The sequence below is a fragment of the Bradyrhizobium sp. CCBAU 51745 genome (assembly GCF_028128715.1).
Taxonomy (GTDB): Bacteria; Pseudomonadota; Alphaproteobacteria; order Rhizobiales; family Xanthobacteraceae; genus Bradyrhizobium; species Bradyrhizobium manausense.
Genome location: NZ_LBJP01000059.1, coordinates 1 through 13,229 on the forward strand (window position 1 = coordinate 1; position 13,229 = coordinate 13,229).

Consider the following 13,229-nt stretch of genomic DNA (forward strand, 5'->3'; position numbering starts at 1 on the left):
GAAGCCGGATATACGTCAGCAGTTGTGATCGTCGATCCTGATCAAGCCGGTCGTTGCAATCGGGCGGGGTCCATATACGTCCACACATGGCCCATCGCGTACATACTGGTCCCTCCGGCTTGGTCCGCTTCTTGTGGGCCAAGCGGACAATCACGCTGCTGCGTCGACTTTCCTTCTCGGCCCCGTACATCCCGATTTCAAGCCGATCATCCAGCGGCGATCTCCTATAGAGCCTTCGCCTCAGCCTACGACGCGCAGATCGTGCACCAGACATCGCGCTCGTTAAGGGACTGGTTACTAGTCACTGTCACCATTTACATATGGGTCGTCGCCATATGCGGCAGCGCATTCTAAGAACGGTCTAATATTTCGACACGCCCGGTTGGCGGTCTCTTTCAGGACAGGCCCAATGTTTAAGGGCTTCGCAGTAGCACTTGTCGCGCTGATTAGCACAGCGCAGGTGGATCACTACCTAACCAACGGTCGGTACACCGACGCGGCTATAGCTATGCTGCGGCAAATCAGGCACGCGTTTGGGTTTTGAGGGCCCATGGATAATTTGAAGCCGGCGACGGAGGGCATCTCCTGGACTGATCTCAACGCGGAGGAGCAACGCGCCATTGCGATATTGGGAGCCGGGCTTTCTATCGAGCTGTGTGACGCCGTTGCTCTCCTGAAATTAAGGCGGCTCGGGTTGATCGTTGGCTCCCATTTGACGGCCACTGCGCACGAGTTGCGGAGGCGCGTTGTTCTAGACGAACTCAGGGCGCGCAATTGCTCTTGAGAGCATAAATAAGGCTCGAATGAAGATGTCAGCAGCTATTGGGCTGATCGTGGAAGGCTACGTTTCTCTCAAGGACCGGAAGGCTCTCGATGAGCTTCGGATAGAGCGCCGGAACTTATCGCAGACCTCAACGCGTGTACTGGGATCGACTGCACAAGTGCTATCCGGCAAATCGAGGAAGACATTGTCGTGATCGAGGCTGGGCTGGCGCGGTTGGATGGCGCAGCGACGAGCTAACCGAGATGGATCGGCGCCCCGCGGCATTCGTGTGCAACAAGCTATGACGATCGCGTCCGGGGCGCCTAATCGAAAGCAACACCCATTCGGAAGTCCCTGTGCCACACAATGCTGAACGGCCGAATTCACGTATAAGTAGTATGGCGATCGCCGCGTTGGTGAGATCGCCCCTGGCTTTGCGTTGCTCGAGAAGCGCGCTTCACACATTGATCCGCTAACGTCATCTTACGCCATCATGCGGAGGGCACGCCCCTACCGCGGAGAGAACCATGGACCCGGCAAGGATGTTCAAGGAGAGCTTGACCTCACGCCCGGAATTAGAGAGCAGCCAGGGTCAAACTGCGACGTCGCCTTGACGACTTCAGCGATTAAGGCCAGCGCTAGCTGATCGTCTATCAGGGGCCGGCGATGTTCAAGGGCGGCAAGCTCTTTGTCGATGCTGATGCACCTATTGCACATCAGGGCGCCGATCTTCCTTCGGCAGTTGGCGCTCTAGCCAATCGGAAATGACTTTGTACTCCCTTTGCATTTTTTCGAGTTCTTCTCTCGTTTCTTTGTGCTGTGTAAGGGCAGCCTGCACTTGGCAATCCCGTTCTAACGCGCGATACATACGATGAGGCATTGAGACTTCCCCGTCACGAAGGGATGCCGCAAGTAAGCACCTCGTTCCGGATTCGGGAACTTACCTATGTGAATCATTCGGAATAATCTTACGGGCGACCATTTGGGTCTCGCGTGGGAAAGGCTCTTGTGTTTTTCTCCCGAGGAACGTGTCGGGCACAGGAAATCGCATGAGGATCTCTCGGGTTTCCCTGACGATCTCTCGAAAGCGTTCTAATTCGTCGATTTCTTGTTTGGACGGACGGCAGATTCCGCACCGTACTAGCATGGCTGCGCTCCCGGGTTGTGCAGGCGGGAGCGCAATCGGTCTCTCAGCCGCCGGCGCCTACGGACAGAGCCGTTGCCGATGATGTTTCAGCTATGCGCCTTTCCGGCCATGATTGCGACCGAATATGACACCGCGACATTCTTTGGGACACTGGGGTTACACCCGCCGGAAATGTCCGTTGAGGGTCCAAACTGCGACGTCGCCGGGAGGGCAGCTATTGGCGCAAACCGTCCATTCGAGCGACCGAACATGTCCCTGTATGGCTCGCCAGCAGGCGTCGCTCCGGCTGAAGTCCGTCCTTCAGTTGACTCGCCAGGACTTGCAGCGGTGCTTGCCCAAGACCCATCCACCGCGAGCGGGGGAGGCAACTCGATGACAATTGACGTGTGTCAAATGCCAAGGGCTCATATCCAGGAGATATTGGCGTCCTAGACGCAACAAACGTTTTGCAAGTGCGCCCATGGCTTCCATTGTCTTCCTGCCCGTCAACGAGGCATTGGCCAGTCTCGGAAGCACGCCACAGGGGCTCGACCTTGAAGAGGCGGGAAGGCGACTCCGCGAAACTGGGCCCAACCGGATCGAACGGCTGAGGCGCACAAGCTGGCCGTTGCGGCTCGTTGGAGAATTCTTCCAGTTTTTCTCGATCATCCTTTGGATCGCCGCTGCGCTCGCCTTCCTTGCCGAAGCCAGTAGCCCGGGCGAGGGCATGGCACGTATCGGCTATGCGATCATACTCGTCATCTTCATCAGCGGCTTCTTCTCATTCTGGCAGGAATATCGAAACGAACAGACGCTTGCCGCGCTCGCCAAGCTCCTTCCGCAGCAAGTGAAGGTCTTGAGGGACGACAGGTTCTTTGCAATCTCGGCGGAAGATCTGGTCGTCGGGGACATCGTTCTGCTCGAAGCGGGAGACAGCGTGCCTGCGGACTGCCGGCTCATCAGCGTCGCCGAATTCAGAATTAACGATGCGACAATTACCGGAGAGTCTCTGCCCAAGATCCGGGTGTCAGAGCCGGACGAGGAGCTTGCACTGTCGCACAGCAAGAACGTCGTGCTGGCCGGCTCTTCCGTGGTCTCGGGCTCCGGTCGCGGTGTCGTGTTCGCGACGGGCGCACACACCGAATTGGGTAAGATCGCCAATCTGACCCAGATCAGCAGCGCTGGCGTCTCCCCGATGCGGCGGGAACTGGCGCGCCTCAGCCATCTAATCGCAGCGCTGGCGATTGCCATCGGCACCTGCTTTTTTGCGGTCGGAGCCGCGATCGGCATCCCATTCTGGCGCGACTTGATCTTCTCGATCGGGATCATTGTCGCCATGGTGCCCGAAGGGTTGTTGCCAACGCTGACATTGGCGCTCGTCCTCGCCGCTCAACGTCTCGCCAACCGAAAGGTTCTAATACGTCACTTGAGCTCCGTGGAGACTCTCGGTTCAGCCACCGTGATTTGCACCGACAAGACCGGCACCCTCACGGAGAACAGGATGAGAGTGCGAGAGATGTTCGTCGGCTTCAAAACCTATCAGGTTACAGAGCGGGACAACAATTCTGCGCTGGCCGAATGCGAACCGGAGTTTTTCACCGCGATGGCACTGACGCACCATTTGCAGGAAATGCAGACCGAGCGGGGCACGGTGTGGGATGGCGATCCGATGGAGCGGGCGTTGGTTGAGGTCGGATGCGAGGCCTTGCCGAAACTCAATTCCTTTCGTCGCATCGACGAGATGGCATTCGACTCCGATCGAATGCGGCACTCGGTAGTTTACGAAACCAGTTCCGAGAAACTGCTGTACTGTAAAGGCGCTCCCGAACTGATCCTCTCGCTTTGTCAGAGCGTCTTTGGCTCGCCGACGGCCACTGCGCTCGATCCTGCACTTCGCCGGCAGATCGTCGCCGCGCAGGAAGCCATGGCCGGCCGAGGTCAGCGGGTGCTCGCCTATGCGATGCAGAACTTACCGGCGGAGACCGACCGCTCCTCGTTCGAACGGAACATGACCTTCCTGGGCCTGGTTGGCCTGGAAGACCCTCCGCGGCCGGATGTGCCCAATGCCATCGCGCGCTGCCGAGAGGCAAGCATCAAAGTCATCATGGTGACGGGAGATCATCCTGACACCGCTCGGTCGATCGGGCGGGAGATTGGGCTTGCCCGATCCCCGTCGGCACGAGTTGTCACAGGCCGGCAGTTGCAGGAGCTCTCCAACGCTGACCTCGGGCTTGCGCTGGATGAGCCGGAGATTATGTTCGCACGCGTCGGTGCGGATCAAAAACTGCGCATTGTCGAGGTCCTCAAGCAGAAGCGCCACATCGTCGCGGTGACCGGCGATGGCATCAATGATGCGCCCGCGCTTAAATCCGCCAACATCGGCATCGCGATGGGCTTGAGCGGGACTGACGTTGCCAAGCAGGCCTCCGATATGATCCTCCTCGACGACAACTTCTCCGGCATCGTTACCGCAATCCAGGAAGGTCGGATGATTTTTCACAACATCCGCAAGTTCCTTGTCTACGTCCTTGTCCACAACGTGGCCGAGCTCGTACCTTTTCTTGCATTTGGACTGTTCCGAATCCCCCTGGCCCTAACGCCGATCCAGGCTCTGTCGATCGATATGGCGACGGATTCGCTCACGGCGCTGGGCCTCGGCGTGGAGTCCGCGAGTCCCTCCATCATGGAGTTGCCTCCGCGAAAACAGACCGAACGCCTGCTCAACCTGCCTCTCGCGGTGCGGGCCTATCTGTTTCTCGGTGTGATCGAGGCGGCGGGCGCCATGGCGGCGTTCTTTATCGTGCTCTGGCTCGGAGCCTGGAAGTGGGGCCAAGCGCTTGCCCCCGACGATCCGCGCTACGTGCAGGCGACGACAGCCTGTCTGAGCGCGATCATCGTTCTGCAGATCGTCAACGTATTTATCTGTCGCAGCTCTGTTCGATCGGTGTTCGCCATGAAACCATTCGACAATCGGCTTATTCTTCTCGGGGTTCTGCTCGAGATCATTTTGTTGGTCTTGTTCAACTATACGGCTGTCGGAAATGCCTTGTTGCAGACCTTACCAGTGCCCGGGGCATTCTGGGCCTTGATCGGGCCAATCGCGGTTTTGATGCTTGTCCTGGAGGAAGCGCGCAAATGGCTAATCCGCAGAAAGCTTGGCATGGCTTTCAATCGGCCCACTCCGTCCTCATGCGAAATGTGATTTCGGCTTACAGCGTTGATCGGCCGAGGAGATGCCTCGACCATCTCGCATCACCCCCGCATGCGCCGTTGGGTTTGGACCTGCGATGCGGCTTGGATGGCCTACGTGTGTCAACTCGGCAGTAGGCCCAGGCAGGCCCTCATGGCCGAGGTACGGGAATCCTGTCCAGCGCAAGTAGGAGCGAAGCGACCCGGTTGGCTGAAGCGGCCCATTCGGCCAATTTGGCGTAGTTGTCCGTGAACCAGTTGAATGCTGTCTGTACGACGACGAATGCGGCCGCCGCTTGGACCACCTCGCCGAGCGTCATCGCGTCAGCAAGAAATTTTGGAAGGCATAGCAGGAGGCCGATAACCGGAGTGATCAGAAGGCCGGAGTAGGTGACCAGGGTCATTCGCATCAGTTGCCAACAATAAATGCGCCAGACGCCAATCACTGCTTTCAACGCCGCCCCAACAGTATGCCGTCCATTCGTTCTAGCGTTGAGTAGAGCTTTCCCTTCGCCGCTCTCGCGAACATGAGTTCCGATCGCTCTCAATTCGGCCTCCGTGCGTTTGTTTTCTTCTATGACTCGCGTCAGTCTACCGGCGGTTAGCCAGATTCCAATCGCGAGCAGTGCCGAATATGCAATCACCGCAAGCACCAGGTATCCGGGAATGGTCAAGACGAATTTGCCAAGCACAATTGTCAGGCTATTCCCGACTGACCAGAGTACTCCAATAAACGTCCCGATCGTGAGCAGCGACTGGAGAAGACCAATCACGAGGTCGACCGGTAAATCGGTTGAAATCTTTCCGTCTTCGGCAATGCGATACTCGGGAGCGTCGTGGTCTCCGGGAATGAGTCTCAGCATGGTGTGGCGATCATCCTGCAGCCAGTAATCGTAGAGCCGACTGCTCAGCCACGCGCGCCAAGAGCGCTGCAGGGTCATGCGCGCCCACACTGAGTACACGGTCAGAGCGACGCTCGCCGCCGCAAGTGGCACAAATCGGAACGCCTGAAACGCGAGCTCCGCCTGATCCTTCCGGCCGATGGCATCGAAGAAATCGCGGTTCCAGAAATTCAGCGCATATTGCGTTAGGAGCTGCAAGATGACGTTGGCCACCAGCGAGATCACCAAAAGCCAAGCTCGCCAAGCCGATGGACCGCGCCAGTATCCGGAAGCGCTTTGCCAGAAGCGCCGCAAGAGCTCTTTCTCTTCCGGAACGAGATATGTCGTTTTCAGCATCTTTGTGCTTGTTGCAATGCCTTTGGCGCGTAACGTCGCGAAGACTTTGGAGTCGTGGTTACTCGACTCGGGCTAGCTCTCATTATTGAAAATTGCCGCGTCCGTTCTGCATGAGGCTTACCGAGAGGCCGATCATGGCGTGCGGAGCCGCTATGCTGCAGCTCCGCGATCGCTTGACTGACAGCTCACGCTGCCTTGACCTCGATTTTCTGTGCGGGCTTCTGCGCTTCCGCAGTCTTCGGGAGCGCGACCTTCAGGACGCCGTTCTTGAACGTGGCCTCGATCTTGCTGGCATCGACGCCCTCGGGCAACGCGAAATACCGTTCGAACGCGCCGTAGCGCCGCTCGGAGACGTAGTAGTCCTTGTTCTTCTCTTCTTTCTCTTCCTTCTTCTCACCTTTGATGGTGAGGCCGCCATTGGCAACGTTCACTTCGATGTTCTTTTCATCGAGGCCCGGCAGCTCGGCAGTGATCTCGTAGCCCTTGTCAGTTTCAGCAACGTCGACCGCCGGCGTGGCGGTGAGCTTGGCCGGCCAGGCGCGCTCAAGTCCAGCGAGAGAGCGGAACGGTTGTCGCAGGAACGATTCGCCGAAGTCCTCGAACAGACGGTCGACCTCTTTCCTCAGTGCTCCGAACGGGCGCCACGTGTCCTCAACGAGCGTCGGAACGCTGGGCTTCTTGGTAACGGGAAGTTTCGTTTCAGTCGCCATGATCAATCTCCTTTGTTGTTAGCGCCCCTTCAATTGGCGGCGCTGCGCGATGACCTGATGGTTCTTCAACGCTGAACTCGCCGACCGCAGGTATTGTCAAAAGAGGCCATGAAATTAGGCCCGAGGAGACGTACCTGTGCGTTGATTTACGTCAACGCGGGCGACATCGCTCACAGACACAAATACGTCGCCTCTGGACACTTCGAGGAGAATGGAATGCCTAAATTGGTCATGATCGCCGCGGCCGCATTGATCATAGCGGTCGGTGCGGCAGCACCCACTAGCGCGGTGGCTGGCTGCTATCGGTTGGGTGAGACCGGCTATCACTGGTATCGTTCCTGCTGGGGCCCTCACTGGATCTATCCCCACCAACGCGTCTGCCGGCACGGGCATTGCTGGTACCGCTGAGCGTCGTTCCCGCGGCGTGGGATGTCTGGGCAACCCTCGTCGTCAATCGCGCGATTACCTCATGTTTGACTTCGCTCTTAGCGTGGCGCCGTCGATGGTGAAGAGCCCGTATCCGCGGTGGTGAAGCGCCTTCGGGTTCTTTTGGGCAGGGTCGATCCATGAGTGCGCCACCTCCAGAATGAATAGATTGTGACGTCGCACCATGCGGGTATCAGCCACATGGCATTCGAGATTGCAGAAGCACTCTTTGATCAGGGGCGCGTGGATCAGCCTCGCGGGCAGAGGGGTCAGGCCGAAGCGCTTGAACTTGTCGTTGGTGCGGCCGGAGCGAATGCCGACTTTGACGACCTTGTCCGCAAGGCCGCGTGAGGGAATTGCAATCACGGCCTCTCCGGTTGAGCGAAGAGCGGCGAAGCTAAAATTGGCTTCGCTAACGACACAGGCGATGAGCGGCGGTTCAAATTCCACCATCATATGCCACGACATGGTCATGACATTTGGACGTCCGCGGCTGGCCGTCGTCAGCAGAACGACAGGGCCGGGCTCGATCAGCTGGTAAACTTTTGAAAGTGCCCGTTGTCGAAAGACCATCCCGACCGCGATCCTTCCGATTAGGCTCAGAGCTCGTTCGACTTCGTCGTAGATCCGGCCCTAGGGGACAACAAAAGGAGCAAGGCTCACAAGCTTTTGGGAGACGCTGCCGAGCAACAAGCCCGCCAACTGGCCGCGTCCGCGCCGACCTACAACAAGCATTCTAGTCGACCGGCTGCTGACGAGATTGATCAGGCATTGGGTCACGTCACCCCAGCATGTCTGAACTTCGATCCGAGACAAACCATGCTCACGCGCGCGGGCTTCCGCCGCCCTCAATGTCTGTCCGGTCAAGGCTTCCAGGAGATCGCCCGCGGTGGCTCCGTTGTGAGGCAGCTGCCGAACCTCTTCTCCCAAGAGGCGATCGGCGACCGTCACGATCAGAAGATCGTAGGCCAGCGCCTTGGCGAGGTCTATTGCCATATCGACGGCACGGCTTCCTCCGCTCGATCCGTCGGTTGCCACCATGACATGATATTGGTCATCCAGGGCTTCCTTAGTTTAGTTAAATAACATTGGTCTGAGTAGACCCGTTCCGTTCTGATCCAGCTCATTGGCCTTCGGATCAGCCGTCGTGACTGAACGTCTGGACTACCTCTGATACCAGCCGACGAGAACAGCTTCGCCCAGCGTAGACTTGCGGGCCTCTCGTTCGACCTCACGGCATGACGGATTTGCCTGGACCCGTACATGATCAGTCGAGAGCGCAAGCAGTCGAAAATGATAGTGGTGGACACCATGTCCGGGCGGAGGACATGGTCCGCAGTAGTCAACCTTTCGGAAATCGTTGGTGGCCTGCTTCTGGCTGGTTTTCTGGGCCGCGCCATCGATGAGGCCAGTTTGGTTGGGCGGAATGTCGTAGACCGCCCAGTGATGCCAGGTACCGCCTGGAGCATCCGGGTCATCGCAGAGAAGGACGTAACTGCGCGTTCCCTGAGGCGCACCTGACCACTCAAGCGGAGGGGACACATTGTCCCCGTCGCATGTGAACCGTCGCGGAATGGCTGATCCATCGGCGAAGGCTTTTGAGAGGAGTCTCATGTGTCCTCCTAACTGGCGGCGCGGACTGATCCCGGAGCTTGCAGATATCGCTCGAACCATCCACCAGCATGCTCGATGACCGCTTCCATGGCGCCGGGCTCGGGAAACAGGTGCGTCGCGCCAGGAACGATTGCGAGCGCCCTGGGGCAACGAAGACGGGCGAGCGCCCCTTCGTTGAGCTCGATAACGCCGAGATCGGAGCCTCCTACGATCAACAGGGTTGGCGCCCGGACAAGCGGCAGGGCCTCGCCGGCCAAATCCGGACGTCCGCCGCGCGAGACCACTGCAGCAATGCTATCGGGGAGACGTGCGGCCGCAGTGAGGGCGGCCGCTGCACCGGTGCTGGCCCCGAACAATCCGACAGGAAGGCTGGCGATGGCCCGCGTCTGGCCCTCGAGCCAATTGACTGCCGCCACCAGCCGCCCAGCCAGCAACCCGACATCGAACACCTTGGAGCGATCCTGCTCCTCCTGTGGCGTGAGAAGGTCGAACAGCAGCGTTGCGAAACCGCGTTCGTTCAGTGCTTCCGCAACCGCAGTATTCCGCGGGCTGAACCGGCTCGAGCCGCTGCCATGCGCGAAGACGATCAGGCCGCGCGGATTGCCAGGGACACACAGTCCTCCCGGGAGTCCAAACGGCGGAATGGAAACGTCATGGGATCGCACGGTTTGCTCCCTTCGGTCAGCCCTGTAGATTTCGCAGCGAGGTCGGCAGGTGGGCCATCAGCTTCCCGAATTCGCCCGGATCGAGCTTTTCCCAGAGGACCTCGTAGACGCCACGAGCTGCCGTGAGCGGATTGATAGGAAAATGAGGAGGAAGCTCTCGGACGATATGCGCCGCAAATTCTTCGAGGTGCCGTTCTTTGGTCGGTGTTGCTGCCATGTGCCAGCCTTCATAATAGATACCGCGCACCATGATCGGCAGCTGAGCCCCTAGCTTGACGGCAACCTCTGGCGGCAGCCGATCGCGCAGCGCATGCAGGACTGCTCGTAATGCGCTGTAGGCCTGATGACGGTCTTCCAGAGCCAGCTGCTCGTCGATTGCCTTGAGCCAAATATTCGCTTCCTGGATCGTATGGTCCAAAGCGGTCACACCCGTTGACGTGCTCATCGTATTGCTCCCGGTCAGAGACAGGCCGTCAATTAATTGCAGCCTTGCGCCGGCCTGCTTTGATGTGCCGCAAACTTCGGCGCGAGCGGGAGCAAAAAGGAACGCCGCCGGAGTTGGGGCGCCCCGGCGGCGGCGGCGGCGGTGGTTGCGTGGTGTGGGTTTGGGGGGATCCACGCAATGGAACAAATGACAGAACAGGCGTTGCGGCTTGTTGACGGAGATCAAGGCCAGTTTGGAGGCATCACGCTGGATTGATTTCGCGCAATGCTGTGGGAGTACGACGTGCTCAGATCGCCCGCCTTATCTGAGGAGCAAGATCATGCAAACTCCGGCTCGAATCGAATTCGAAAACCTGACCCCGTCCTCGGTGCTGCAAGCTTCGATTGACCAGCACATCTCCGAGCTGGAAAAGCGCTACGGTCGAGCGACAGCGGGGCGCGTCATTGTGCGAGGGCCCGGCGATCGTCATAAGGTGGGCGGTCAATATCAGGTGAGCATCCGGCTCGCCCTTCCCGAAGGGCGCGAGGTCGATGTCGGACGGACGCCCAGGGAAGACGAACGGTACGCGGATCTGACCTTTGCGGTGGATGATGCATTCAAGCGCGCGCGACGGCAGTTGCAGGACCAGGTTCGCGTCATGAGCGGTCAGACCAAGGTTCATGAAGAGCAACCGGTTGGGACCGTGCTACGGATCGATTCAAGCGGTGAGTTCGGCTTTCTCGCGGCCGCCGACGGCCACGAGATCTATTTCAATTGCCACAGTGTTCTGGAGAACCGCGCGAACATCGCCGTGGGCGCGCGCGTCAGCTATCACGAGGAGATGGGCGAGAAGGGGCCGCAGGCGAGCACGGTCAGGGTTCTCAGCGGACACAGCATGCGCGTATAGGTGGCTTCAGATGGCGAATTGGTAGCGCGCAACGATGGATAGTAGCTGGATGCCTCGCGGCGTTTTGTCGAGGAGTGATCGAATGCGCCTGTTCGCTCTGCATGGAAGTTCTGAGTTGGGCGGGCAAGTCGCTACCTCATTGGGCTGCAAGCTTGCAGCTCATGAGGAGCGCAGCTTTGAAGACGGCGAACATAAGATCCGTCCGCTCGATACGGTTGCCGGTCACGACGTTTACGTCGTTCACAGCCTTCACGGAGGTCCCGTCGAGAGTCCGAACGACAAGCTTTGCCGTCTGCTCTTTTTCATCGGTGCGTTGAGAGATGCGGGTGCAGCCAACGTGACCGCGGTCGCGCCCTATCTCTGCTATGCGAGAAAGGATCGTCGAACGAAAGAGAACGATCCCGTGACCATACGGTATCTGGCATCTCTATTTGAGGCGGTCGGCACGAGCAGGATCGTCACCCTCGATGTCCATAACGAGGCTGCCTTCGAAAACGCGTTTCGCTGTCCCTCCGTTGCACTCACGACAGCGCCGTTGCTGATCGGAAAGATCAAATCGATGGCGGGCGACAGGCCGATCAGCATCGTCTCGCCCGATCTGGGTGGTGGCAAGCGAGCCGATCTGTTGCGCGAAGCGCTCGAGAAAGCGTTACAGAAACCGGTCGGAAAGGCGTTCGTCGAGAAGCATCGTAGCTCTGGCCGTGTGTCGGGCGACCTTTTTGCCGGTGAGGTGTCTGAGGCGTTTTGCGTGGTTGTTGACGATCTCATCAGCAGCGGCGGAACCCTTGTCCGTGCGGCTAAAGCGACACGGGCGCATGGAGCGAGACAAGTCATCGCGTGCGTGGCCCATGGCCTGTTCATGCCGGGGGCGGAAACAGCGCTCGCCGATGCGTCGATCGACCGCATCATCACCACGGACACTGTTCCGTCGTTCCGGCTGCCTCCGGGGCCGGTGCTTGCAAAGCTTGAAGTGATTTCGGCGGCACCGCTGCTGGCCGATGCCATCCGGCGGCTGCATTGCAACGAGTCTCTGGCCGATCTGTTGATGTATCAAGCCTGACGAGTCCTGCTCGATCCGCGGGCGAGGAGCTGTTCGAGCCGCTTGGCGTCGGCTTCGGCAAGGGCGAGGTAGGCATGCGCGAGGTGCGGCCACTTTTCCGGTGTGCGCGGGTGCGGATCGATCAAATGCGCAATTGAAAGGCGGGCGCGCAGCATCGCCCGGCCGATTCGATAAAACAAGAAGATGCCGCTTGCCGGGTCATCGTGCAGCCTTCGCGCAAGGCGTTGCCGAACCGCATCGCCGAACCAGCGAGCGCCGAGCGCCTCGCATTCCAGGTGCAGAAACGCGATCTCGTCCAAGGCGTCGTTCGCCCGCAAGCGGGAGTTGAACTCGAGACAGTCGATGATTGGGAATGGAGGGCTGAGCCAGATATGCTCAGGTCTCAGGTCGCCGTGGCCATCGACGACGAGCCTTCGGGAAACCCGGTCAGCCAGCAGTCGAGCACCATGTTTGAGAAACCGTCGTTGAATGGACCCGATACGTAAAATCTTGCCACGCGGCAGGTCGAAATGGCCATTTAGCAGCATTTGCCAATCAAGGACGGCAGCTTCGGACAGCGAAGCCAGATAGGTCTGTGGCGCGACCAAGACGCGCGCGGCATGCGCGTAGAAGCCTGCGAAAAGCGCCGCGAGCCGCTCGGCGTCGGCAGAGCGAGCAGTGCCTGTGCGCAGCTTGGCCTCGAGCGTTTCGTCCTCGTTTAGCCTGCGCATCACAACGAGCCAGTCAGCGATCGTCCCGGAGCCGCCGATCGCATACCCTGAGGCACTCTCGGTCAGCGGCACGACACCCAGATAGACGTCGGGCGCAAGCCGCCGGTTGAGGCTGGCTTCCGCCTCGCACGCCGCCTTGCGTCGTGCCGAGGTCGAAAAGTCGAGGTATGGAAAGCGCACCGGCTTCTTGAGCTTGTAGACCCGCGCGCCGTTCATGAAGACCAAGGACATATGGGTCTCGCGTGTCTGGAGGCGGTCGGGAGCGGGGGTGTAGCTCTCGACGCGGCTCAGAAAGGCGATCTTGCGGGCAAGGGAAGAGATGCTGACGTTATCCCTGGTCGAAACTTCGTTCTGGCGATCCAGCATAGCGGTTTATTGCCAAACGAAGGACCGAGAC

At 59.2% G+C, this 13,229-nt stretch carries 12 protein-coding genes; 4 read left to right on the plus strand and 8 right to left on the minus strand.

Annotated elements, in window-relative coordinates; genetic code table 11:
* Positions 1-2,370: 2,370 nt before the first annotated feature.
* Positions 2,371-5,091: a cation-translocating P-type ATPase gene (locus tag XH98_RS14290; protein ID WP_271618975.1), complete on the plus strand. Its 2,721-nt coding sequence runs from the start codon at positions 2,371-2,373 to the stop codon at positions 5,089-5,091.
* Positions 5,092-5,230: 139 nt separating this feature from the next.
* Here XH98_RS14290 and XH98_RS14295 read toward each other — a convergent pair whose 3' ends face one another.
* Together XH98_RS14295 and XH98_RS14300 are read right to left on the minus strand one after the other, a co-directional pair.
* A complete protein-coding gene (locus tag XH98_RS14295) occupies positions 5,231-6,316 on the minus strand; it encodes an SbmA/BacA-like family transporter (RefSeq protein WP_271618976.1) in 1,086 nt (361 codons plus the stop codon).
* A gap of 185 nt (positions 6,317-6,501) precedes the next feature.
* Entirely contained in the window at positions 6,502-7,026 is a 525-nt protein-coding gene (locus XH98_RS14300) for an Hsp20/alpha crystallin family protein (RefSeq protein ID WP_271618977.1), read from the minus strand.
* Between the two features lie 216 nt (positions 7,027-7,242).
* Here XH98_RS14300 and XH98_RS14305 point away from each other — a divergent pair, with 216 nt between their 5' ends.
* Positions 7,243-7,434, plus strand: coding sequence for a hypothetical protein (locus XH98_RS14305; RefSeq protein WP_271618978.1), 192 nt, complete (start codon positions 7,243-7,245; stop codon positions 7,432-7,434).
* Between the two features lie 54 nt (positions 7,435-7,488).
* On the opposite strand, the gene XH98_RS14310 is transcribed toward XH98_RS14305, so the two are convergent.
* The 5 genes from XH98_RS14310 to XH98_RS14330 form a co-directional block, all read right to left on the minus strand.
* Positions 7,489-8,025 carry a flavin reductase family protein gene (locus tag XH98_RS14310; RefSeq protein ID WP_271618979.1) on the minus strand — a complete coding sequence of 179 codons (537 nt, stop codon included), beginning with the start codon at positions 8,023-8,025 and terminating at the stop codon, positions 7,489-7,491.
* Between the two features lie 60 nt (positions 8,026-8,085).
* Entirely contained in the window at positions 8,086-8,493 is a 408-nt protein-coding gene (locus XH98_RS14315) for a universal stress protein (RefSeq protein WP_271618980.1), read from the minus strand.
* A gap of 123 nt (positions 8,494-8,616) precedes the next feature.
* The gene (locus XH98_RS14320) at positions 8,617-9,126 is read right to left on the minus strand and encodes a YbhB/YbcL family Raf kinase inhibitor-like protein (RefSeq protein WP_333931941.1); all 510 of its coding nucleotides are present in this window, start codon (positions 9,124-9,126) and stop codon (positions 8,617-8,619) included.
* Entirely contained in the window at positions 9,075-9,731 is a 657-nt protein-coding gene (locus tag XH98_RS14325) for a dienelactone hydrolase family protein (RefSeq protein WP_271618982.1), read from the minus strand. Before XH98_RS14325 ends, XH98_RS14320 begins: the two co-directional genes overlap by 52 nt.
* Positions 9,732-9,747: 16 nt before the next feature.
* Positions 9,748-10,401, minus strand: a complete 654-nt coding sequence (locus XH98_RS14330; protein ID WP_271618983.1) for a DUF2267 domain-containing protein — start codon at positions 10,399-10,401, stop codon at positions 9,748-9,750.
* A 94-nt stretch (positions 10,402-10,495) separates the two neighbouring features.
* Here XH98_RS14330 and XH98_RS14335 point away from each other — a divergent pair, with 94 nt between their 5' ends.
* Together XH98_RS14335 and XH98_RS14340 are read left to right on the plus strand one after the other, a co-directional pair.
* Positions 10,496-11,062, plus strand: a complete 567-nt coding sequence (locus XH98_RS14335; RefSeq protein ID WP_271618984.1) for an HPF/RaiA family ribosome-associated protein — start codon at positions 10,496-10,498, stop codon at positions 11,060-11,062.
* 82 nt (positions 11,063-11,144) lie between these two features.
* Positions 11,145-12,122: a ribose-phosphate diphosphokinase gene (locus XH98_RS14340; protein ID WP_271618985.1), complete on the plus strand. Its 978-nt coding sequence runs from the start codon at positions 11,145-11,147 to the stop codon at positions 12,120-12,122.
* Here the strand turns inward: XH98_RS14340 and XH98_RS14345 are convergent.
* The gene (locus XH98_RS14345) at positions 12,113-13,198 is read right to left on the minus strand and encodes a hypothetical protein (RefSeq protein WP_271618986.1); all 1,086 of its coding nucleotides are present in this window, start codon (positions 13,196-13,198) and stop codon (positions 12,113-12,115) included. The genes XH98_RS14340 and XH98_RS14345 overlap by 10 nt on opposite strands.
* Positions 13,199-13,229 lie beyond the last annotated feature (31 nt).